Source organism: Variovorax sp. W1I1 (assembly GCF_030815625.1).
Lineage (GTDB): Bacteria > Pseudomonadota > Gammaproteobacteria > Burkholderiales > Burkholderiaceae_C > Variovorax > Variovorax paradoxus_C.
Genome location: NZ_JAUSWZ010000001.1, coordinates 4,498,240 through 4,520,342, shown reverse-complemented (window position 1 = coordinate 4,520,342; position 22,103 = coordinate 4,498,240). Strand labels below are relative to the sequence as shown.

21 protein-coding genes are annotated in these 22,103 nt (G+C 67.8%); 1 reads left to right on the top strand and 20 read right to left on the bottom strand.

The genetic code is table 11. The features are described from left to right. Positions 1-1,467, bottom strand: coding sequence for a YgcG family protein (locus QFZ83_RS21235; protein ID WP_307509771.1), 1,467 nt, complete (start codon positions 1,465-1,467; stop codon positions 1-3). Positions 1,468-1,520: 53 nt separating this feature from the next. After that, positions 1,521-3,758 (bottom strand): penicillin-binding protein 1C, encoded by a 2,238-nt coding sequence (gene pbpC / locus QFZ83_RS21230; RefSeq protein WP_307509769.1) that lies wholly within the window; start codon positions 3,756-3,758, stop codon positions 1,521-1,523. A 265-nt stretch (positions 3,759-4,023) separates the two neighbouring features. Between pbpC and QFZ83_RS21225 the strand changes: the two genes are divergently transcribed. Beyond that, positions 4,024-4,227, top strand: coding sequence for a thrombospondin type 3 repeat-containing protein (locus QFZ83_RS21225; RefSeq protein ID WP_373424167.1), 204 nt, complete (start codon positions 4,024-4,026; stop codon positions 4,225-4,227). A 63-nt stretch (positions 4,228-4,290) separates the two neighbouring features. On the opposite strand, the gene QFZ83_RS21220 is transcribed toward QFZ83_RS21225, so the two are convergent. The 18 genes from QFZ83_RS21220 to QFZ83_RS21135 all read right to left on the bottom strand — a co-directional run bounded on the left by QFZ83_RS21220 (position 4,291) and on the right by QFZ83_RS21135 (position 22,075). Beyond that, positions 4,291-4,917 carry a LysE family translocator gene (locus QFZ83_RS21220; protein WP_307509767.1) on the bottom strand — a complete coding sequence of 209 codons (627 nt, stop codon included), beginning with the start codon at positions 4,915-4,917 and terminating at the stop codon, positions 4,291-4,293. Positions 4,918-4,971: 54 nt separating this feature from the next. Continuing rightward, positions 4,972-5,373 (bottom strand): GFA family protein, encoded by a 402-nt coding sequence (locus QFZ83_RS21215; RefSeq protein ID WP_013539924.1) that lies wholly within the window; start codon positions 5,371-5,373, stop codon positions 4,972-4,974. A 98-nt stretch (positions 5,374-5,471) separates the two neighbouring features. Next, the gene (locus QFZ83_RS21210) at positions 5,472-5,750 is read right to left on the bottom strand and encodes a DUF2277 domain-containing protein (RefSeq protein WP_013539925.1); all 279 of its coding nucleotides are present in this window, start codon (positions 5,748-5,750) and stop codon (positions 5,472-5,474) included. Between the two features lie 34 nt (positions 5,751-5,784). Continuing rightward, complete coding sequence (locus tag QFZ83_RS21205) at positions 5,785-6,279, bottom strand: GNAT family N-acetyltransferase (protein ID WP_307509763.1); 495 nt, start codon at positions 6,277-6,279, stop codon at positions 5,785-5,787. Beyond that, entirely contained in the window at positions 6,276-6,860 is a 585-nt protein-coding gene (locus QFZ83_RS21200; RefSeq protein WP_307509760.1) for a GNAT family N-acetyltransferase, read from the bottom strand. Before QFZ83_RS21200 ends, QFZ83_RS21205 begins: the two co-directional genes overlap by 4 nt. Before the next feature lie 71 nt (positions 6,861-6,931). Further along, the gene (locus QFZ83_RS21195; protein ID WP_307509758.1) at positions 6,932-8,275 is read right to left on the bottom strand and encodes an amidase; all 1,344 of its coding nucleotides are present in this window, start codon (positions 8,273-8,275) and stop codon (positions 6,932-6,934) included. Beyond that, positions 8,275-8,988 (bottom strand): DUF2848 domain-containing protein, encoded by a 714-nt coding sequence (locus tag QFZ83_RS21190; protein WP_306879874.1) that lies wholly within the window; start codon positions 8,986-8,988, stop codon positions 8,275-8,277. Before QFZ83_RS21190 ends, QFZ83_RS21195 begins: the two co-directional genes overlap by 1 nt. Positions 8,989-9,006: 18 nt before the next feature. Further along, the gene (locus QFZ83_RS21185; protein WP_306879872.1) at positions 9,007-10,317 is read right to left on the bottom strand and encodes an MFS transporter; all 1,311 of its coding nucleotides are present in this window, start codon (positions 10,315-10,317) and stop codon (positions 9,007-9,009) included. 49 nt (positions 10,318-10,366) lie between these two features. Further along, complete coding sequence (locus tag QFZ83_RS21180) at positions 10,367-11,047, bottom strand: DUF4286 family protein (protein ID WP_306879870.1); 681 nt, start codon at positions 11,045-11,047, stop codon at positions 10,367-10,369. Between the two features lie 144 nt (positions 11,048-11,191). Beyond that, positions 11,192-12,109, bottom strand: a complete 918-nt coding sequence (locus QFZ83_RS21175) for a LysR family transcriptional regulator (RefSeq protein WP_306879868.1) — start codon at positions 12,107-12,109, stop codon at positions 11,192-11,194. Between the two features lie 56 nt (positions 12,110-12,165). Next, positions 12,166-13,008 (bottom strand): class D beta-lactamase, encoded by an 843-nt coding sequence (gene blaOXA / locus QFZ83_RS21170; RefSeq protein ID WP_306879867.1) that lies wholly within the window; start codon positions 13,006-13,008, stop codon positions 12,166-12,168. Positions 13,009-13,146: 138 nt separating this feature from the next. Beyond that, on the bottom strand, positions 13,147-13,578 hold the full coding sequence (locus tag QFZ83_RS21165; protein WP_013539936.1) for a GNAT family N-acetyltransferase: 432 nt from the start codon (positions 13,576-13,578) through the stop codon (positions 13,147-13,149). A 26-nt stretch (positions 13,579-13,604) separates the two neighbouring features. Further along, a complete protein-coding gene (locus QFZ83_RS21160; protein ID WP_013539937.1) occupies positions 13,605-13,973 on the bottom strand; it encodes a nuclear transport factor 2 family protein in 369 nt (122 codons plus the stop codon). 88 nt (positions 13,974-14,061) lie between these two features. Continuing rightward, positions 14,062-14,406 (bottom strand): putative quinol monooxygenase, encoded by a 345-nt coding sequence (locus tag QFZ83_RS21155; RefSeq protein WP_306879864.1) that lies wholly within the window; start codon positions 14,404-14,406, stop codon positions 14,062-14,064. A gap of 19 nt (positions 14,407-14,425) precedes the next feature. Beyond that, on the bottom strand, positions 14,426-14,815 hold the full coding sequence (locus QFZ83_RS21150; protein ID WP_306879862.1) for a VOC family protein: 390 nt from the start codon (positions 14,813-14,815) through the stop codon (positions 14,426-14,428). A gap of 17 nt (positions 14,816-14,832) precedes the next feature. Continuing rightward, entirely contained in the window at positions 14,833-15,309 is a 477-nt protein-coding gene (locus QFZ83_RS21145; protein WP_306879861.1) for a hypothetical protein, read from the bottom strand. Positions 15,310-15,312: 3 nt separating this feature from the next. After that, the gene (locus QFZ83_RS21140; protein WP_306879859.1) at positions 15,313-15,957 is read right to left on the bottom strand and encodes a hypothetical protein; all 645 of its coding nucleotides are present in this window, start codon (positions 15,955-15,957) and stop codon (positions 15,313-15,315) included. A 91-nt stretch (positions 15,958-16,048) separates the two neighbouring features. Beyond that, the gene (locus QFZ83_RS21135; protein ID WP_306879858.1) at positions 16,049-22,075 is read right to left on the bottom strand and encodes an alpha-2-macroglobulin; all 6,027 of its coding nucleotides are present in this window, start codon (positions 22,073-22,075) and stop codon (positions 16,049-16,051) included. Between the last annotated feature and the right edge of the window lie 28 nt (positions 22,076-22,103).

The following is a 22,103-nucleotide window of genomic DNA, read 5'->3' as shown; positions in this document are numbered from 1 at the left end:
CTACCAGCTACCGGAGGCCCCGCCGCCACTGCTCGAACCACCCCCGCCGCTGTCGGAGGAAGAAGACGAACTGTCCGACGAGCTGCTGCTGCTCGAAGAACTGCCGCTGCTCCACCCGCTGTCGCTGCCGTCGTTGTCGTCACGCCCACCGCCACCGCCCTCGAACGGCAGGAATGCGAACAGCAGCGCAAGAAAGGTCGCCAGCGCGGCGGGGATCCAGCTCTCGTCGGGCACCGGGCCCGGATTCGTCTCCATCAGCATGAAGCCGAGGATGCCGAGCACGATGACCCACCGGATGAAGAAGCCCAGCTGGCTGCGCTGCCAGCTCTTCCGGTTGCCGATGACGATGAGGGTCGTGAACAGCAGCGCGACGCCGCCGCACATGATCCAGAGCAGGCCCCAGAAGAAGCGGTCCGGGCCGAGGTAGACGCCGAGGGCGACAAGGCCCGCGATCACCACCGCCAAGCCGATGAAGAACCGGCGTGCGCCCTTGAACCGGCCCGACAGATAGCCGACGCCGTACACCAGGCCAGCGGGCGTGAGGAGAAAGAGCGGCAGCGCGAGGTTCATCACCGCCAGCGCCGCGGCCGCCTGGCCGGCGACGACCAGCCCCAGCACCGTGAGCCGGCCCGGCCGCTTGCGGGCCGGCGTCTCCTGCGTCTGCAGGTCGGCCCACAGCGCTGAGCCCACGGCGGCTTCGCGCTCGGCGGTTCGGCGCACCTTGCGGCCGCGCTTGCCCGTGCCGCGCACCACCACACGCGGTCCGGAGCCGGTGGTGGGCGCGGTGCGTCCGTACCAGATGCCGACGGCCAGCGTCCAGAGCATCGCGCCGAGCACGGCCCAGTTCATCTGCATGCCTTCGAGAGGCTGCAGGAACGCCGTGAGCGGATGTGGCTTCTTTTCCTCAGGCGCGGACGCTTCGGATTCGATCGGCTGCGTCGCCACGGGCGCTTCGATCAGCGCCGACAGCGACTGCACGGCCGCCTGGATGCCACCGGCGTAATCGTTCTCGCGAAAGCGCGGCTTCATCTGCTGGTCGATGATGCGGGCGGCCTGGATGTCGGTGATCCGGCCTTCCAGGCCCGTGCCGACTTCGATGCGCATCCTGCGGTCTTTCAGTGCCACCAGCAGCAGCACGCCGTCGTCTTCGCCCTCGCGGCCGAGCTGCCATTCCGCGAAGACGCGGGTGGCGTAGTGCTCGATGGAGTCCTCGCCCGTGGTCGGCACGATCAGCACCGCGAGCTGGGCCTGCGTGTTCTGCTCGAGGCCGCGGATGTCGCTGCGAAGCGCATCGGCTTCGCGCGCGCCCAGCGTTTTCGTAAGGTCCACCACGCGCGAGTCCATGGCGGGCACGGGGACCGGCTTGGCCTCAGCGCCGCCATGCCAGGCGAGCATGGCGATGAACAAAAGCCCCATCCACAACTGCAGCCATGGCCAGGCTGTCTTCTGCCCCTTGCGACACTGCATCGGAATCGGTCCTCCAGTTGCGATGGTTGTTGTTGTCGTGGCGCAGTGCATGCTTATCGGCGCGCGCTCTTCGTCACCACGCCCGCGCCGCGCACTTCGAGCCTGCGCTGGTCGACCACCTTGCCGGAAGCATCGACCAGTTCGATCACATGGCGCCCGGGCCAGGGCAGCCACTGCGCGCTGTTGCCGCGCGCAAAGGGCTTGCCGTCGATGCGCCATTGCACGCCTCGGCCCTCGGACTCGAAGCGCACGCGCTGGCGCAGCGGCGGAATGTCGGGGTCGAGCGCGATGATGGTGCCGTCCGAGGGCGCGGTGATGCGCGCGGCGAAGGCGTCGGTCGCCATGCCGGTGTCGAGCGCGAAGAGCGGCTGCTCGGTGCCTTGCAGGAACCACTCGCTGCGTGCCGCCTCGATGGCGTTGCCGTCGGCGGCGGGGCCGAACTCTACGCGCGCCTCGACGAGGCCGGCAGGCGGCGCAGGCGCGCGGCTCGGCTCGCGCGCGTGCAGGAAGCGCATCACCTCGGCCCACACGGGCGCGGCGCCGCTGGTGCCGCTCACGTCCCACATCGACGCGCCGCTCGCGTTGCCCACCCACACGCCGACTGTGTAGCGCTGCGACCAGCCCACGGCCCAGTTGTCGCGCATGTCCTTGCTGGTGCCGGTCTTCACCGCGGTCCAGAAGCGGGTGGAGAGGATGCTGTCCAGGCCGAAGGTGCGCGTGCGCGCGTTCGGGTCGGAGAGGATGTCGCCGACGATGAAGGCGGCACGCGGATCGAGCAGCGGCGGGGCGGCGGCGGCCTTCGCCTTGTCGGCGGCGGATGCCGGCGACCGCACGGTCAGGGTCGTCGTGCCGTAGCGGCCGCCGTTGGCCACCATGCGGTAGGCGTTGGCGAGCGACAGCAGCGACACCTCGGCGCTGCCGAGTGCGAGGCTGTAGCCGTAGTAGTCGCCGCTCTCGCGCAGCGGCAGGCCGGCCGCGCGCAGGCTGCGTGCGAAGGATTCGGGCGACACCATCACCAGCGTGCGCACCGCCGGCACGTTGAGCGATGCGGCCAACGCGGTGCGCGCGGAGACGGGGCCCTTGAACTGCCGGTCGTAGTTCTGCGGAATGTAGAGGCCGCTCGCGGTGCTGATCTGCGCTGACGAATCTTCGATCAGCGAGGCCGCGGTGATCCGCTTCTCGGCAATCGCCTGGCCGTAGAGCAGCGGCTTGAGCGTGGAGCCCGGCTGGCGCAGCGCGGTCACGCCATCGACCTCGGCCGCCTGGCTCAAGGGGCCGGAGGAGCCGACCCATGCGAGCACTTCGCCGCTCGCGTTGTCGAGCACGACCAGCGCGCCGTCTTCCACGTGCCGGTCGCGCAGCTCGCGCAGGTGGCGCTGCAAGGAGTCGAGCGCAAAGCGCTGCAACGGCGCGCGCAAGGTGGTGCGAACGCTCGTGTCTTTCCCTTTCTGCGGAGCGGCCGGATTGGTAGCTGCCACATCCCGCAGCTCGCGCAGCACGCGGCGCGCGGCATGCGGCGCAATGCCTTCGTTCGCATCGAAGGCGCGCCGCTGAACCGCCGCGCTGGTGAACATGTCGATCGCATCGCAATCGACCTTCTGCCCGGGCTCCATCGCACGCAGCACCTCGCAGGCGCGCTGCGCGACGAGCGCGGGCTTGGCATTGGGCGCGCGCACCAGTGCGGCAGCCACAGCGGCCTCGCGCGCATCGAGGCCGCTGGGTGCCTTGCTGAAGAGGGTGCGCGAGAGCGCGTCGATGCCCACGATCTCGCCGCGGAAGGGCACGGCGTTGAGGTACGCCTCCAGGATCTGGTCCTTGCGCCAATTCCGCTCCAGCTGCGTGGCGGCGACGGTCTGGCCTATCTTCTGCGTGAAGCTGCGACCGCCGGAAGCGCGGCGCAGGTCGTCGTCTAGCAGGCCCGAGAGCTGCATCGTGATGGTCGATGCGCCGCGGGTGCGCGTGTTCCAGAGATTGCTCCAGGCGGCGGACGACACCGCGCGCCAGTCGATGCCGCTGTGTTCGTAGAAGCGTCTGTCTTCGCTCAGCACCATGGCCGTGCGCAAGGCCGGCGACACGTCCGCCAGCGCGATCCACTGGCCGCGCCGCACGGTGGCGTCGGTGCGCACGCGCTGCAGCAGCTCGCCGTTGCGGTCGAGCACGGCGGTGTCGGAGGAGCGGAAATCGCGCTTCACGTCCTCGAAGCTGACGAGTGCCCAGGCCGGGTGCGCACAGGCCGCGGACAGCAGGGCCACGGCCAAGGCCCTGTGAATGGAAAGCGCAAGCAACTGCATCGAAGGCAAGAGGGGTGGTTCAGGACGGGTGCCCGCATTCTCTGCGATGCACCACGGGAACCCCGCCTACTCGGCAACGGGTGGCTTGCCGCCTTGCCGGCACGACGACTTCGACCCAAAGTTCACAGCAGATTCCACATCCGGTAACGAACTTCACGCGAAGGCTTCAATGGAGAAACCCAACGCGTACCGGCGTGGCCTTCAATGCCCTACCGGCTCGCTGGAGGCGAGCGCGGTTTCATAACCACTCCAAGGAGAACGCATCATGATGATGAAGACACTGACGATCGTGCTGGCCGCATCGGCCGCCCTGGCGGGCTGCGTGGTCGCACCGTACGACAACAACCCCCCGCCGCGCGCCCAGCGCGACCGCGATCGCGACGGCGTGCCGAACCGGTATGACCGCGACCGCGATGGCGACGGTGTTCCGAACCGCTACGACCGGGCGCCCAACAACCCGAACCGCTAAAGAAAAAAAGGCCGCGAAGCACTGCGCTTCGCGGCCTTTCTCTTGAGTCTTGCGCGGCTCGCCTTATCCCGGCCGGCGCGCCATCAGCGCCCAGATGCCCGCTGCACTCAGCAGCGAACCCCCCGTGAGATTGAAGCGCCGCTGCGCGCGCGGCGACGAAAGCAGCTTGCGCGCCGAGCCCGCGAACACCGCATACAGCGTCGCGTTCAGCGCCGCCATCGCCACGAAAGTCACGGCCAGCACCCACATCTGCCGCGTCACGTCGGCGGCCGGGCTGATGAACTGCGGCAGGAACGCCACGAAGAACACGATGCCCTTGGGGTTCAGCGCTGTCACCAAATAGGTGTTGGCAAAGAGCTTCCACCGCGAGGCCGGCGCCGCGGGCGCTGCCATTTCGGTGGACATGATCCCGGCGCGCATCAGCCGGATGCCCAGGTACAGCAGGTACAGCCCGCCCACCCACTTCACCACCGTGAACCAGAACGCGGAAGTCGCCAGCAGCGCGCCCAGCCCCAGCAGCGACACCACCAGCGCGGTCGAATCGCCCAGCGCCACCGCGGCGACGAGCGGCACGTTGGCGCGGCGGCCATGCGACATCGAGTAGCTGATCACCGTGAGGATGGTCGGCCCCGGAATGATCAGGAGCACGGCGGAGGCCGCGACGAAGGCGAGCCAGAGTTCGATGGGCATGAGGTTGTCTCCTGGTGGTGTTGGTGTTCGGGTTGGTGAAAGCGGGGCGCTTCGTCAGCTGCCGATGGCCGTGCGCGCCACATGCCAGGCGCCGCGGTGGCCGTCCACGTAGCTGATCGGCGAATTGGCCAGGTCGTCCAGGTCCGCATCGTCCAGGCAGGTCACGTTCACGCCGTAGGCGCTGGCGCCGGTGTCCGGCGAATGGCCCACGCCGAAGGCGCGCACGCCGCAGCGCTTGCACACGATGTAGTGGCTGTTGCTGGTGTCGAGCATCTGTTCGGTGAGTTCGGATTCGCCCGCGAGCAGCCGGAAGGCGTCGGGCGCGACGATGGCGGGCCAGAAGCGCGTCTGGGTGCAGATCGCGCAGTTGCACCGCAGGGTGCCCAGGCTCAGGTCGATGTCGGCTTCGAATCGCACGGCGTCACAGTGGCAGCCGCCGGTGTAGGTCTTTTTCATGTGCTTGTTCGGTGCTCCGTGGGTCGATGGGAGCAGCCGGCAAACACGATATCAAAGGCCGTGCCAACTGGCATCGGCGAGGGCTTTTCTTCTTCTTTTCAGGCCGGTGCGGTGCCGAAGCGGGCGGCCGACCGGGCCTTGGCGCGCTCGGCCTCGACGGCACGGTCTTTCGGCTCGGCGGTGGTGACCAGCGAGTCGATCAGGCGCGCCGCGGTCGCGGCCACCTCGTCGACCGCGCGCTCGAAAGCTTCTTCATTGGCCTTCGACGGCACGCTGAAACCGCTGAGCTTGCGCACGAACTGCAGCGCGGCGGCGCGTATCTCCTGCTCGGTGGCGGGGGGCTCGAAGTTGTAGAGGGTCTTGATGCTTCTGCACATGGGCGCTCTCTCCAAATTGCAGTGAATGTTTCAGTTAGCGAAGCAGCGCCATCGTGAAGGCGTCGTGGTAAATGCCGTCGATCAGGCTGGCGCGCCGCGCAAAGCCCTCCTGTTCGAAGCCCAGCCGCTCGTACAGCGCCTTGGCATTCAGGTTGTCCGCGCGCACCGAGAGCTCGATGCGCGTGAGCCCGCGCGCCCACGACCTGTCGATGGCCGCCTGCAGCAGCTGCGTGCCCAGGCCCCGGCCGCGCGCCTCGGGCAGCAGGGCGATGCCCAGGATGCCGATGTGTGCGCGCGAATGCCCGAAGACCGGCGACACGTCGCACCAGCCCACCACCTTGTCATCGGCATCGACCGCGACGACATGCGGAAAGCCTTGGGCCAGCACGCTGCGGTAGAAGGCGAGCGAGTTCTCCCACGGCGGCGCCTGGGTCTGGGCGAGGTACTTTTTTTCGCGCGCCACGACATCGAGCGCCTGGTACAGGCTCTCGAAGTGGCGCTCTTCGGTAGGGACGACGGAATGGGTCATGCGCGAAGCCTTGCTTCCAGTTGTTCTTTCACCGCCGGCCACTCTTCATCGATGATGCTGAAGCGCACCGAGTTGCGTTTGCGACCGTCCGGCATGATCCGCTCGTGGCGCACGATGCCTTCCTGTTTCGCGCCGAGCCGCAGGATGGCCGCGCGCGATTTCGCGTTGATCTCGTCGGTGGTGAACTGCACACGCACGCAGGCCATTTCCTCGAAGGCGTGGCGCAGCATCAGGTACTTGGCCTCGGTGTTGACGAAGCTCTTCTGCCACGACGCCGAGATCCAGGTGCTGCCGATCTCGAGCTTGCGATTCTGGCGGTCGATCTTCCAGAAGCGGGTCGAGCCGATGACCTGGTCGGTCTCGTGCAGCACGGTGACGTACGCCATCACATGGCCGGCTGCCTGACCTTCGAGCGGGATGCGCAAGTAGGCGTCGATGGTCTGGGCCGAGGGGACGACGGTGAATGGCAGGTTCCAGAGTTCGCCGTCGGCTGCGGCCGCCACAAGGGCGGGGGCGTCGGAGGCCTGGAGGGGCCGCAGGGTGATGCGAGGACCGACGAGGGGCTGATGAGACGGGGGCATGCGCTGAAGATAGCGCAAGCTGCTCCCTCACCCCAACCCTCTCCCGCGCACGGGAGAGGGGGGCCAGGCCCTCAGCGCAGCGCTTGCTCCACGGCCAGTGCCACGGCCGCGAGCCGCGCGTCGTCGCCGCGCACCGACGAGAGCATCAATCCCACCGGCAGTTCGTCCGGCGCGTGGCACGGCAGGCTGAACGCGCATCCGTCGAGAAAGTTGATCGCGAAGGTGTTGCGCAGCAAGAGGCCGTTGGACTGGAAGAAGGCTGCGTCCTCGGCCAGCGATGCGATGGGCGGCGCGACGATCGGCACGGTCGGGCAGATGAGCGCATCGAAGCCTTCGAGCGCGTGTTCGACACGGCCGATCCAGTCGCGGCGGCGGTCCTGCATGGCGATGTAGTCCGCGGCGCGCACCTCGGTGCCGAGCGCGATGCGGGCGGCCACGCGTGAATCGAAGCCCTCGCGCTTCGCAGCGAAGCGCTCGCGGTGAACAGCCGATGCTTCGATGGGCGAGAAGCCGCCGGGCGCGTTGATCGACGCGATCTCGGCGAGTTCGGCGAGCGTGATGTCGACCACCTCCGCACCCGCCGCCGACAGCGCCTGCACCGAACGCTCGAAGGCGCGCGCGACCGCGGGCTCGATGCCGTCGAACATCAGCGTGTGCGGCACCGCGAGGCGCAGGCCCCGGAGCGGAAGCCGGCGCACCACGAGCGGCGCGTCGGCAATGGCCGCATCGGCCATGAGGCAGTCTTCGACGCTGCGCGCCATCGCGCAGACGGTGTCGAGCGAACGCGCGAGCTCGAAGGCGCCCGTGCGCGGCACGCGCGATTGCGTGCTCTTGAAACCCACGAGTCCGCAGAGCGCGGCCGGGATGCGAATCGAACCGCCCGTGTCCGAGCCCAGCCCCGCGACCGCAAGGCCCAGCGCCACCGACACGGCCGCGCCTGAAGACGAGCCGCCCGGAATGCGCGGTGTGTTCGCATCGGCCGGGTTGCGCGGCGTGCCGTAGTGCGGGTTGATGCCGACGCCCGAGAACGCGAACTCGGTCATGTTGGTCTTGCCGACGATGGCCGCGCCCTGCGTGCGCAGCCGCGCCACGGCCACGGCATCGCGCGCGGCCGGCGGCTCGTCTTCGCAGACGGAGGAGCCGGCCATCGTGGTTTCGCCCGCGACGTCGTACAGGTCCTTCACCGACACCGGCAGGCCCGCGAGTGCGCCGAGCTGCACGCCGGCCTTCTGCGCCGCGTCCGCATGACGCGCCGCAGCCAGCGCGGCATCGGCGTAGGTCTTCGTGAACACATGCTGCGCCGAAGGCAGCGCAGCCGCTTCGAGCACCTGCCGGATCAGCGCTTCGTGCGTCAGCTCGCCGCGCGCGATGCGTTCGCGCAGCGCGGCGATAGGGAGGTTGCCGGTGCCGCGCATCACGCCACCACCGGCAGTACGTTGACCGCGTAGCGATGCACGATGCGCCGCTGCAGGCGCGGATCGCGCAATTCGATCTCCATCTGCGCGGCCGGGCGGATGCCTTCGCCCTTCGCATTCGGCAGCGCACCGAGCGTGCCGCAGGTCATGAAGAGGCCCTCGGGCTCCGCATCCGCGCCCGGCATGCCGTCGCGCAATGCGGCGAGCGGGCGGATCGATGCGAGCGTGCCGCGCTGGTAGTCCACCCAGCGGCCGTCCTCGAGGATGCGCGAGTGCAATTCGATCTCGTCCTGGTGCGCCTGCACATCGCGCCAGCGCCAGGCCACCTGGGCCACGGGCTTGGCGCACATCTGCTTGGAGACGGCGACCGAGTAGCTCTCGACCTGGCGGTCGGTGTGGTCCGAGGCCACGCTCAGCCACCACTCGCCTTGCGAGAAGAAGAACACGGGCTCGGCCTCGCCGGAGCTCTGGTCGCCCAGCGCCTCGATGGCGGGCGACTGGGTCAGCAGCTGTGCGGCCACCCGGTAGTACAGCGGCACGCTCGAAGGGCGCGGCACGCCGATGGCGGCCAGCTCCTCGATGTGGTGTTCGATGGCCGCGACGTCGCGGCCGGTCCATCCGGCCACCACCAGCGCGGTGGGTTCGATGGAGCGCAGTTCGATGGCGCGGGCGCCGTCGGCGCTCACGGTTTCGCAGGCAAAACGCAGATGCATGTCGGTCTCGGTTGGGGTTCAGGCTTCCAGGGGCTTCTTGGCGGTTTCGCGGGCAATGAAGAGCGCGACCAGCGTGATGCAGAGAGCCACCGTCACGTAGAGCGACACGGCCACCGTGGTGCCCCACGACTTGTAGAGACTGGCGATGATCAGCGGCGCGAAGCCGCCGCCCAGGATGCCGGCCAGCGTGTAGGCCAGCGACGAGCCGGCATAGCGCACGCGACCCGGGAACTGCTCGGTCACGAAGGCGGCCTGCGGGCCGTACATGATCGCGTGGATGATCAGGCCGACCACCACCGCCGCGCAGATCGCGATGGGCTGTGCGCTGTTCATCAGCACGAAGAACACGAAGGCCCAGACGATGCCGAGCAGTGCGCCGGCGATGTACACGGGCTTGCGGCCGATGCGGTCCGAGAGGCTGCCGAAGTAGGGCACTGCGATCGCGTTGCAGGCGGCGCCGATCATCGTCGCCGTGAGCGCGAGCGGCCGCGACAGGTGCAGCACCGTCGTCACGTAGGTCAGCGTGAACACCACCACCAGCGCATACAGAACGTCGGAGCCGATGCGCGAACCGCCGGCCACCAGCAGGCGGCGCCAGTGCTGCGTGAACACTTCCTTCACGGGCGTCTTGGCGGTGGCCTTCTTCTGCTCCATCTCAAGGAACACCGGCGTTTCTTCGACGCCGCTGCGCAGCCACAGGCCGAACAGCACCAGCGCCACGCTGGAGATGAAGGGAATGCGCCAGCCCCAGGCCATGAAATCTTCCGGGCTCAGCCAGGCCGACACGGCGGCGATGAAGCCGGTGCCGATCAGCGTGCCGAACGACGGGCCGATCTGCGTGAACGAGGCGTTGCGGCCGCGTTCATCGGGTTTGCCGTGTTCCATCGACAACAGCACCGCGCCGGCCCATTCGCCGCCGAGCGCTACGCCTTGCACGAAGCGCAGCGCGACCAGTGCGACCGGTGCCCAGATGCCCCAGGTCGCATAGGTCGGCAGCAGCCCCATGAGGCCGGTCGAGACACCCATGATGACCAGCGTGGCCACCAGCACGAAGCGCCGGCCGAGCCGGTCGCCCAGGTGCCCGAACACCACGCCGCCGAGCGGCCGCGAGATGTAGCCGACCGCATAGGTCGAGAACGCGAGGATGGTGCCGGTGAGCGGATCGAACGACGGGAAGAACACCGCGTTGAATACCAGCGCGGCCATGATGTTGTAGACGGTGAAGTCGTACCACTCCAGCGTGGTGCCGATGGAGCTGGCCATCGCGAGCCGGCCCATCTTGGGCGGTGCCGCGGCGGTGGCCGGGGCCTTGAGAACGTGTTCGGTCATGGAGATGCCCTTGTTCAAATGGAGAGATGGAAAAAGCGGTGTGACGTGATCAGTTCAGCTCGGCTGCACTCAGCTTCCAGCCGAGTGCGAGCAGCCAGCCGGTGGCGGGGTCGGCATCGAGCGCAGCGGCTGCCGTTGCGCGAGCGGTGCGCGCTGCATCAACGCTGCTGGTTTCAATCACCAGCATCGGCTGCAGCACGCGGCCTTCGGTGGCTTCGCGCGGCAGCGGCGTGCTGAGCGTGGTGTCGGGTGCGAGCAGGTACGACTGCACGAAGCCTGCCTGCCCGGCGAGTTGGCGGCCGGCCGTGGCAGCGCGCGCGACCAGCGCCTCGACATCGCCAGTCACAGCGAGTGGCAGCACGACCGCATGGCTGCCGCTGCCGAAGCCCGTCACCGCGCGCACGGCGCACACGCGGCGGATTGGCTGGCGCATGCGGTCGAGGTTGGCGAGGGACCACGGCGTCTGCTTCTCGAACGCGGCGCGGTAGCCCGGCGAGCCGAACACGGCCAGCGATTCGGTGCGGTACAGCCCCAGGTACTTGCGCCCGCCTTCGAGCGAGAAATAACGCGCGCCCGAGAGGAAGCCGGGGATGCGCACGCGCTCTTCCACATGCTCCCTGTCGTACCAGCGGTTGAAGTCGGCCTCGTCGGCCGGCTCCACGTCGGACGCGACGAAGAGCATGCCGTTCGCGTTCGCTGCGGAGGAGGAAAGGTCAGGTGCTGTGTTCATGGCGGCGGAAGAGGAGGCGGGCCTTCGAAAAATGAAGGCGCGATCTTCCGTCGCGAGGTCGGACTGTCACAAACGAGTTTTTCTGGGCGACAGCCACAAGAATTACTGGCCCCTTTTCGGGGCCGGAATGCGCCAATTTGAGGGTTAACCCTCTGAGGCCGTGCTCCAGGTTGGTGCGATTGCCGAGGTCGTGAACTGGTCGGAGGCCCGGCAGGCCAGCTCGGCCACGAGCCGGATCGCGTCGGAGTCGGCCGCTTCCAGGTGGCTCACCACAATGCGCTGCGGCGAGATGAGCGCATCGCATTCGATGATCCGCACGTCGCCGATGGCCACGTATTCGTAGCAGGGCGGCAGCGGCACCAGCGCATTGCCGAAGCCCGCCTTCACGAGGCGCGCGAGCGCTGAGATCGAACTCACGCAGTGCACCTTGCCAAGCGGAATGCCCGCTGCGCGAAAGAGGTTCTTGAGCGCCTCGTGCGGCTGCGAGCCGGGGCTCATGGTGAGCACGGGCTGTCGCAGCAACTGTTCGACGGTCTGCGTGCCCTCGGCGCCGACCGGGCCCACCCAGCCCATCGGCATCGGCAGGCACGGCGTGCTCACGATGCCCGCGCCGGCGATGTGGTCGGTCTGCAGCGCGATGTCCAGCGTCCCTTCGCGCAGGCCCCGGTGCAGCGCGAGCGTGGTTTCGGAGGTGAGCTGCACCTCGATGCCCGGGTAGGTGGAGCGCAGGTTGGTCAGAAAGCCCAGCAGCCAGGTGTGCACGACGGTTTCGATGGCGCCGATGCGCACCAGCCCGAGGATGTCGCCGCGCGGGCGGCCGAGCGAAACGATCTCGCGGCGCAGCTCGAGGAGCCGCTCGCCGTAGTCCATGAGCCGCACGCCTACCGGCGTGAGCCGCAGCTCGCGCGCGTCGCGTTCGAAGAGGCGCGCGCCGATGTCTTCTTCCAGCGAGGCCACGCGGTTGGACACCGCGGCCTGCGTGATGTGGAGCCGGTCGCTCGCCGCGCGAAAGCTGCCGAGGCGTGCGGCCCAGAGAAAGGCTTCGACAAATCTTGTATTCATGAGGGCACCTGCGGGGCATTTTGCCCGCAACGCGCCCGGCGATGGGGGTGTTGTTCCTAGGCCGCGAGCACGTTCATCTGCGCGAGCAGCTTGCGGCCCAGGGGAATGCGCTTGGCCACGTCGGCCTCGCCGTGCATGTCGATGTTCAGCGCAAAGCTCTGCACGCTGCCGTTCGCCTGCGCCACCCAGCCGACCCACCAGCCGAGCGAGAAGCCGGGCGATTCGTACCAGCCGGTCTTGCCATGCAGGGTGTGGGTGGGCGTCTTCTCCAGCAGCGTGATCTCATGGACCATGTCCTGCGCGCGCATCGACATCGGCAGGCTGCGCTGCGCGAGCCGCATCAAAAAGCGCACCTGCTCGGCGGCGGAGATCTGCAGCTTGTTGTTCACCCAGAACTGGTCGACCTCGGTGCCCAGCGTCTCGTTGCCGTAGTGCAGCTTCGCGATCCATTCGTTCATGCGCGCGAGGCCGATGCGGCGCGCCACCCCGCGGTAGATCGGCAGGTGCGAGACACGGATCGCGTCGCGCAGGTTCATGTCGCGCTCCCATTCCTTGCGCTTGTAGGTGCCGCCGCCGTAGGGGAGGATTTCGTCGATGTTCTTCACCGCGCCGGTCTCCAGCGCGATCAGGCTGTTGGGGATCTTGAAGGTCGATGCGGGGCTATAGAGCTTGTCGGCGCGCCGGCGGTCGACCACGGTGAGCTTCGCGGTGGCGCTGTCGAGCACCACCCAGGTTCCGCGCACGCCCGCTTCCTTGAAGTGAGTGGCGAGGTCAGGGCGCTCCTCCACGTGCGCGACGGGCGTGGCCGCATCGGCGAAGCGCATGGCGCCGAGGGCGGCGAGCAGGCCGCAGCCGCTCTGGGCGAGAAAGGTGCGGCGGGCACGGAGCGTGGGGGTCATGAAAGGCGGTGGAAGCAGGGGCATGTCGTGTGCTGCGTGTGATGGAACATGCCGATCATCTGGCGCGCGCATGCCATTCACAACGCAGGCGGCCCTGCGCTTCGTCACCCGCGTAACGGCCGTAACCGTCAGGCGCCGTCAGCTGTCGTCGATCAGCCCACGCTCGCGCGCCTGCTGCTCGTTGCCGAAGATCGCCATCGCGGTGCGCATGCGCTTGAAGCCCAGCTTCTTGTAGAAGGGCTCCTTGCCCGCCACCGCGTACAGGATGATCTTGCGATGCCCGCGCGAGAACTCGACGAGCTTCGCGACGATCGCTTTGCCGAGGCCGGTGCCCTGGCAGTCCGGGTGCACCGCCACGTCGCAGATGTAGGAGCAGTCGAGGCCGTCGGCCACTGCGCGGCCGGCGCCGACCAGCCGGCCATCTTCATAGACGAGGCACTTGAACAGGCTGTTGGAAAACACGACCTGCAGGTCGGCCGGTTTCTTGTGGCCGAGCGGGGCGATCTCGTAGAGGCGGGAGAGCTCGTTCCAGTCGAGCGCTTCGAGCGTGTGGCGCCATTCGAGGCTCATCGCGACACTCCGCTGCATATCCTCACTCACTGGCCCATGGAATAGAAGAATTCCTCGCGCACGATCTTGCCGTCCTTGACGGTGTAGAGCGCCATTTCTTCCATCGTGAAGCGTTGCTTGGTGGGCTTCATGGTCACGTCGAACTTGAAGCCGACGATGAAGCGGTCGTCATGCGGCCACGGGCCCGCGACCTGCCAGGAATGCACCTCGTGGTTGGCGGTCCACCATTCGCCCTTGGCCTGGATGGCCGCAAGGCCGACCGCCTCGCGCGACTGGCCGGGCGGACCGCCCGCCTCCACGCTCACGGCTTCGGGTGCGTAGAGCACCCGGGCCTCGTCGAACTTTCCTTCCTTGCAGAGCGCCACGAGCTTGTTGGCGATTTCCAGGGTGTTCATGGGTTCTCCTCAGTATGAGAAAACACGGGGTGATGACCGAGGCGGGAGTGTAGGCCCGCCCCCGCGCCGCGCGCTACCTCGGTGTGTTTCAGGGCGTGCCGTCGAGGGCGCGCATGCTGTCGATGCCCTCGAGCGACACCCACAGCAGCGTGTTGAGGTAGGTCTCGATGTGGTCCACCAGCGCGCTGCGCGGGCCGTCGCGCCACTCCGAAGATCCGTAGAACGCCGCCTGTTCGGCCTCCAGCGCCTCGCGGCTGTCGTAGGCGCGAACGAGGTGGTACGTGGCTTCCTCGTGGTCCGATTTTCCGTAGGTGACCACGTCCATGCCCTTGCTGCGCAGCATCGGCACGGCGCGCTCGTGCATGGCTTCGTGGAATGCGTCGAGCGTGTCGGGCTTCAGGCGGTAGGTGCGGATTTCGATGAGGCGTTTCATGGGGCGCTTTCGTCGGGGCCTATGCAGGCTGGAGAAGATCCCACTTGTTGCCGCAGAGGTCCTGGAAGACCGCGACCGTGCCGTGCGGCTCGTGCCTCGGTTCTTCGAGAAAGCGCACGCCATGCGCCTTCATGTGCGCGTGCTCGGCGGCGAAATCCTGCGTGTGCAGGAACAGGAAGACGCGGCCGCCGACCTGGTTGCCGACCGCCGCCTGCTGTTCGTCGTTTGCGGCCTTGGCAAGCAGCAGCGTGGCACCCGCGTTGCGCGAAGGCGCGACCACCACCCAGCGCTTGCCCGGGCCGCGCGGCGTGTCTTCGAGGAGGTCGAAGCGCAGCGCGTCGGTGAAGAAGCGGATGGCTTCGTCGTAGTCGTGGACGAGGAGGGTGACGGTGGCGAGGTGGCGGGGCATCGGTACCAAAAGGAGGCTCAGCGGGTGCGAACGAAATACTCACGAAGATGCTCGTCCGGGAAGCCCGTGTCTGCGCCCCCGACATATACCCACATGGTGTTTGCATCCTCAAAGTTGTAGACGGTGATCGCTTCATTGCCGACGACCGCTGCCTTGGATTTCACAGCCACGGTGTTGCGCGTGTGCCCGAGTCGGATGTAAGGGTGCGTCTCCTTGAAGCCTTGAAATCGTTGCACCGGACCACCGCCGAGACGCATGGTCGCGTCGGGCATGTCGTAGGCAATCGAGTTCTTGGTGAATGTGACAGTCATCCTCCCCATCAACTGGGAAAGAAAAGCCGCCTTCTTGTCGTCGAGCTGTGCGCGCTCCTTGTTGAATCGCATCGTGCGATCGGCATCGGACTTCCATTGCCCGACGAGAACCGGCTGTGCCAGTGCGCCGAGGTGGAGGAAGACCAGAAACCCCGCCAGGGTGAGCGCTCGAACCGCGGTCATTCCTCAGGTGAAAACAATTGCCGTCTTGTGCGCAATGCTCAACCGGGCCGACTCATACAGCAGCAGCCACGACTCGACTTCCCGGTAGAGGCCTTCGTCCTCGCCCATGCTGTCGCTGAGCCGTTCAGCTTCCTCGTCCGACAACTGGCCGTCCGTGAGCGCGATGCCCAGCGCAGGCGCGACCAGCACCAGTTCTTCGAGCAAGCGGTACGACGAGCCGAGCATGCCGCCGGGCAGGTCGGTCTCGTCTTCCTCGGCAAAGATCACTTCCTCGAAGTCGACCGGCACATAGAAACCTTCCGCGTCGGAATGGCAGAGCAGGTGGCTCTCGAAGGTGCTGGCCACGTCTTCGAGCGTCTCGTCTTCCGTGGGGTCAGTGTCTTCGGGCAGCGGCGTGGCCATCCATCCGGGCGTCGTCACGCGATGTGCGTAGGCGCGGCGCAGGTAGTGAATGAACGAGTAGGGCAGGCCGTCGATGGGTGCGCGCGAATCGAGCGGCGGCAGCACGCGGGGCTCCACGTGCGGCGGAAGGCCCGCCTCGGCGAGCTTGCGGTTCACGACCGCGAAGTCCTCATCGAAATGCTCGGCGCTCTCGGGGTCGTTTTCGATCAGGTCGGCGAGGATGCCGACGGAAATGGCCAGGCCCATGGGTTCTCCAGGTTGTTGGTGGGGTTCGCTGCGATGGTGGCGAGAACGGGTGAAGGCGGCATGACGGCCGACCTTCACCATTGGTTCTTCGTTACTTCGCCGCCTCCACCTTCACCCGCGCATTCGGCGCCTCGCCGAACATCTCGGGCGCGTACATCGCCTCGACGCGGCTCGGCGGCAGCGCGAAGTCGCCGACGTTGTTCAGGCGCACGGTGTATTCCATCTTCACCACGCCCTTGGGCAGGTACTCGTAGTAGCTGCGGAAGGCCTCGAAGCTGCGCTCTTCGAAAGCGGCCCAGCCGGCGCCGGACTTCTTCTCGCCCTGCGTGGCGATCTGCGAGTCACGGCCGAGGCCCCCGCCGAGGATGGTCGCACCGCCCGGGATCGGGTCGCTGATCACCACCCAGGTCATGTCGGCACTGGCGTTCACTTCCAGCGTGACGCGCAGCACGTCGCCGCGGGTGTACTTGCCCGCGGTGGCCTGCTCGACCGGGGTGATGGTCTTCTTGATCGCGTAGCCGGCGGCGAACGGCGCCTTCAGCTGCACCGCGGCAATCGACTGCAGCGTGAGCCACGGCTTGCCGGTACCTTGCTGCGTCACCAGCAGCGTGTCGCGCACCGGCGCACCGGAAGGCGATGCGGCCCACGGCAGGAACATCGTGTTGTTCTTCAGATTGCCCGGCGATGCGGGCGCGCCGAAGAAGGTGGTCTGGTTCGGCGCACCGGCCGCGTCGCTGGTCTTCACGCGCTCGACCTGGCTCCAGTTGACTTGGGCCTTGACCGCGCCGAGCGTGGCGGCCGTGACGCCGGCCACCGGTGTGCTCTCGAACACCTTGCTGAATTTCTCCAGCGCGAGCCCACCCCACAAGTTGGCGGTGGTGGTGTGCCAGGCGCCGTTCTGCTGGCGGCCGATGAAGCCGTTGGCGAGCTTGCCGATGTCGTCCTTCCAGCTCGGGTCGTCCATCACGCTGAGCAGCAGGCGGGCGGTGTTGACGTCGCCGTTGGTCATGAGCCACCACCAGTAGTCGTCCTGCTCGGTGCTGAAGATGAGCTTGGTGCCCTGGTAGGACAGGCGCGCCTTCAGCACGTTGTTGGCTTCGTCCAGGCGCTGCTGGCGCTGCGGCACGTCGTTCACGCGCTTCAGGATATTGAGCCAGTCGATCACCGCGCTGGTGGGCCACTGGTTCGGCGCGATGGTGATGCTGCCCAGCATGCTGCCCTTCGCCTTGCCGTAGCGCGAGAGTGCTTCGAGCGCGGCGAGCTTGCGCACGTCCAGGTCCTTGCGCGGGCTCCAGAACTCGCGCGTGATGCGGCCTTCGACAAAGGCGATCAGGCCCGATTCCATCGGCGCGCGCACGTCGTCGGCGAGCGCGAAGGCGGGGTTCAGCTGCGCGGCCTCGTTCGTCGCTGCGAGCAGGTACGAGGTGAGGATGTCGCTGCCGCGGTTGGCTTCGCCGTCGCGCGGCGGGAAGTAGTTGGCGAGGCCGTCGCCGTCCAGGTACGTCGGCAGCGTCGCCAGCACGCCCTGCCACATCTTCGCGTCGCGCAGGCCCACCGACTTGCTGGTCTTCTGTTCGAGGCAGATGAAGGGGTAGTTCGCGAACCAGTCGCGCACGCCCGGCAGGCCTTCGGCGAGCTTGGGCTGCAGAGACAGCTTCAGGCCGCCGCGGCCCGGGAGGGCATCGGCCGGCGGTGCCACGTCGAGCGTGAACGGGCCGTCGATCTGCACCAGCGTGGCCTGCTGCACCGTGAGCGGCACCGAGGGCACGATGCGCTGGCGCACCTTGAGCGCATCGCGCGCGCCGCCGAGGGTGTCTTTCGCCTCGATTTCCCACAGGATGGCTTCGGCGCGCGTCTGCGCGAGCTGCGCGGGCGCGGTCACGGTCCACGCCACTTCACGCGCTTCGCCGGCCGGGATGTCCACGGTCTGCGTCTCCAGCGTGAGCAGCGTGGCGCGCGGCGTGGCCTCGACCTTCATCGGCTTTTGCGTGGTGTTGCGCAGCGTGATCTGGGCGCGGAACTGGTCGTCCTCGCGCACCAGCGGCGGCAGGCCGCTGATGATCTGCAGGTCCTGCGTGGCCTGGATGCTCGCTTGCCCGGTGCCGAAGAGGCTGGTGCCCGAATCGGCCACGGCCACGATCTTGAAGGTGGTGAGCGCATCGTTCAGCGGCACTGTCACCACGGCCTGGCCGTTGGCATCGAGCACCACCTTCGGGTTCCACACCAGCAGGGTGTCGAGCAGTTCGCGCGTCTGGCCCTTGCCGCCGCCGCCGCCCGCGGGCACGGCCTTGCGCCCGTAATGGCGCCGGCCGACGATTTCCATCTGCGCGGTGGAGGTGCTCACGCCCCAACTGCGGCGCTGCAGCATCGCGTTGAGCAGGTTCCAGCTGTCGTTGGGCATCAGCTCCAGCAGCGCCTGGTCGACCGCGGCCAGTGCCACTTCGGCACCCGCCGCGGGCTTACCGTCGGGCAGCTTGGCGGTGATGGTCACCTGCGCCTTGCTGCGGATCGGGTAGCTGGGCTTGTCGCTGGTGACGGTCACGTCCAGCTGGTGGGCGCGCGTGCCGACGCGGATCTCGGCCATGCCCAGCCGATAGGCGGGCTTGCTCAGGTCGACCATCGCGGTCGGCGCGACGTATTCCTTGCCCTCGTACCAGAAGGCCGTCCACCACTCGCGCGGCGCCTTGAAGCCCCAGGTGAAGAAGCTGTACCACGGCACTTCGCGCAAACGGCCGCGCAGCGCGAGCACGCTGATATAGGCGTTCGGCCCCCATTCGGGCTTGACCTGCAGGGTGACCGTCGGGTCCTTGCCGTCGAGCTGCACGACGTGCGTTTCGATGATGCCTTCGCGTTCCACCGAGACCAGCGCGGTCGCGAAGCGGAAGGGGCTGCGCACCTGGAACTTGGCGACCTCGCCGGGCTGGTAGCTCTTCTTCTCGGGCAGCACGTCGATGCGGTCGTTGTCTTCGCCGCCGAACCAGAGTTCGCCCTGCTTGGTCACGTAGACGGAGCTCACGGCCTTGCTGTCGCGGCCGTCGCCGTCGGTGGCGCTGGCGATGAGTTCGACTTCGCCGGCTTCCTTCAGCTCCGATTCGCACAGGAGCAGCCCGCGCGCATCGCTCTTGCCGCTGCAGACGGTGCCGATGTCCTTGGTCTCGGTCTTGTTGTCGTAGGTGTAGAAGCCGCCCACCATGCGCTTGCGGCTGGTGGTGGTGATGCGCGCCACGGCGCGCACGTTGAGCGTCACGCCGGCCTGGGGCTTGCCCGTGAGGTCGAGCGCGAGCGCCTGGAACTTGAGCTTCTGGCTGGTGGAGACCCAGCCTTCGGTCTTGATACCGGCGATGACCGAAGCGGGCCACAGCGTCTGCGTGCTGCGGATGGTCTGCACTTCGCCGTTCGGGTCGGCGTAGGTGGCTTCGAGCAGCAGCTCGCGCGCCGCCTTGACCTTCGGCACCTTGTCGATCGTGACCTTGCCCGCGCCGTCCTTGTTCAGCGTGAGCGGCAGCTTGTCGGCGATCACGCGGGTGTCGCTCGCGCTGTTGATGTCTTCGTCGGCGCCTGCGGTATCGGCTGCGGCGGCTGCCTGCGTGCCGTCGCCCTGGTCGGCGCGCGGCGGGGTGAAGCTGAAGGCGTCGTAGTCGGAGAAGCTCAGGCTCTTGCCGCGCACCATCGCCGACACCCGCACCGGCAGGTTGGCGGCACCGCCGCCGGCCACGTAGTTGATCTGCACGTCGGTGGGCACGCTCGTTGCGGCCACCAGCGGTTTTTTCTCGGTGGGCGAGATGCGGCCTTCGAGCACGGGCAGGCGGAATTCCTCGACGCGGAACATGCCGGTGCTGAAGCTGCGGCTGCCGCCGCCTTCGTCGCCTTCGCCTTCTTCACTGTCGCCGTTGGCGTCCTTGCCGCCACCGCTGCGCAGCATCACCTCGTACACGCCGAGCTTGGCGGCGGGTGGAATGGCAAAGCTGTTTTCCGCGCTCAGGCCACCGGTGGCGGTCTTGCGCCAGGTGAGCGGCTGGGTGAAGCGCTGGCCGCTGCCCGTATGCGTGATGACCAGCGTGTCGGGCCGGTTTTCCGGCAGGCCGAAGCCCTTGCTGGTCTGTGTGCGGATCAGGCTCTTCATCGACACCGTTTCGCCGGCGCGCAAGAGCGTGCGGTCGAAGATGGTGTGGGCGATGCGGTCGGGCTCGGGTTGCAGGTTGGTGGGCACGTTGAAGCGCCAGGGCTCGATGCCGCGCTGCCAGTCGCTGAAGGTGAAGGCGAGGTCTTCCACGCCCTTGTCGTCCTTGGCGCGGGCGCTCACGAACCAGGCGCCGCTGTCGTATTCGTTCGGGCCGTTGCAACTGGGTGCCTGCGGCGACACGCCCTGCAGCGTGACGATGCCGTTGGCATCGGTGGTGCCGGTGGCCACGGCCTTGCCGTCGCAGCTGGAGACGCGCACCTCGGCGCCCGCGACGACCTTGCCCTTGTCCAGCGTGGTGACCCAGGCCATCGAGTTCTCGCGGCCCAGCTTGAAGTGCACCGCCAGGTTGGTGGCCAGCGCGGTGGTGCGCACGTACATCGTGCGGCCGGCGGGATAGCGCTCGTCGAGCAGGGCTTCGCCGAGTTTTTGCGAGGCGATCTCCAGCACGTGGAAGCCCGGCGTCAGCGGAATGCCGATGACTTCGAACGGACGCGGATCTCCCGCGTCCGACTTGGGCATGTCCAACGCCTTCACGCCCGGCTGGCCGGCCAGCAGCGACAGCATGCGGGTCTGCAGGCTGGTGCGGTCGTCCTTGTCGATCACGGGGGGCAGCGCGCCCTTGACGTCCTTGCGCGCCTGCTCGCGCGAAACGGTGTAGCTGTCGTAGCGGCGCACCTTGCGGAACCACGCGATGATTTCCGCGTCGGTCTTCGGGTTCATGTCGCTCACCTTGCCGGGCGTGAGCGCGTTCACCAGCAGTTGCGGCTCCACGCGGCGCACGGTCACCGGCATCATGGCCGGGGTGTCGGGCTCGGCCAGCCGCTCGATCACGCCGAAGGGCGAGGCGGCGAACTTGGCGAGCGGCGGCATCGCGCCGGTCGCCACTTTCAGCGGAAAGGTGCCGGGCGTGGCCAGCGGGCGGCCCGAGGCGTCTTCGAACTTGGAGGGCAGCTCGATGCTGTACTGCGTGCTCTCGGCCAACGGCGGGCCGAAGCTCACGTTGTTGACCACGTCGTCGTCGCTCTGCGTGCCGCCATCGTTGTCCAGCTTGGCCTTGATCGTCTTGCCGTCGCCCTTGAGCTCGATCTGGGAAGCCAGCTTGCGCGTGACCGGCGCGTTGAACTGCAACTGCATCGGCCGCAGCGGCAGGCACGCGGACTGCGCGTTCTCGCGCTCGCAGGTGAAGGACACGGCGAAGGGCTCGCGCACTCGGTAGTCCAGCCGGCGCTCGACGTTGTTGGCAACGCCCGAAGGCGTGGCCACGCCCTTGCCGTAGACCACCTGCACCTTGGTGCCCGGCGTCAGCGTGCGGTTGCACTGCATGGTGACGAAGCGCAGCGGATCTTTCTCGGCCGCCTTGTCGCGGCTGAAGGCCTTGAGTACGCCGGTGCGCTGCTCGCCGTCGAGCAGCTTGACCGGAATGCGCTCGCCCACGCCATCGGCCGAGCACCAGACGTTCTGGCGCACGCTCTCCAGGGTGGCCGCGCCGTTGAGCTCCAGCACGAACATCTGCTGCTCGTCGATGGGGGAGTAGGTGCCCGGCATGTAGCTGCGCACGAACGGGCCGCCGCTGTTGAACTGGTAGCGCTCCGGGCCGGTCAGCTCGCCGCCGGCGCTGGGCTTGAAGCTGGGGATGCGGGTGACGGTGCAGCGCACGCCGGGCGGCAGGTCGTTCTCGAAGTCGTAGACCCAGGCCTTGGCGTCGGTCCAGCGGCCGGTGCCCTTGCCGGCCTGTGCGTCGGAGCAGCTCACCGAGAGCGGTGCGGGCGCCTTGGGGTCGCCGAAATTGACGGCAGCCTGGTCGAACTTGGCGACGATCTGGCGCACGCGCGCCACCTCGCCCTGCGGGGTCAGGCTGGTGATCTGAAGGGCAAAGCTCGGGCCGGCCAGCAGCGTGCTCGCGGCCAGGAGCAATGAGGGAACGAAACGGGTCACGGAATCTCCTCCTTGGGGCAGCGCGCAG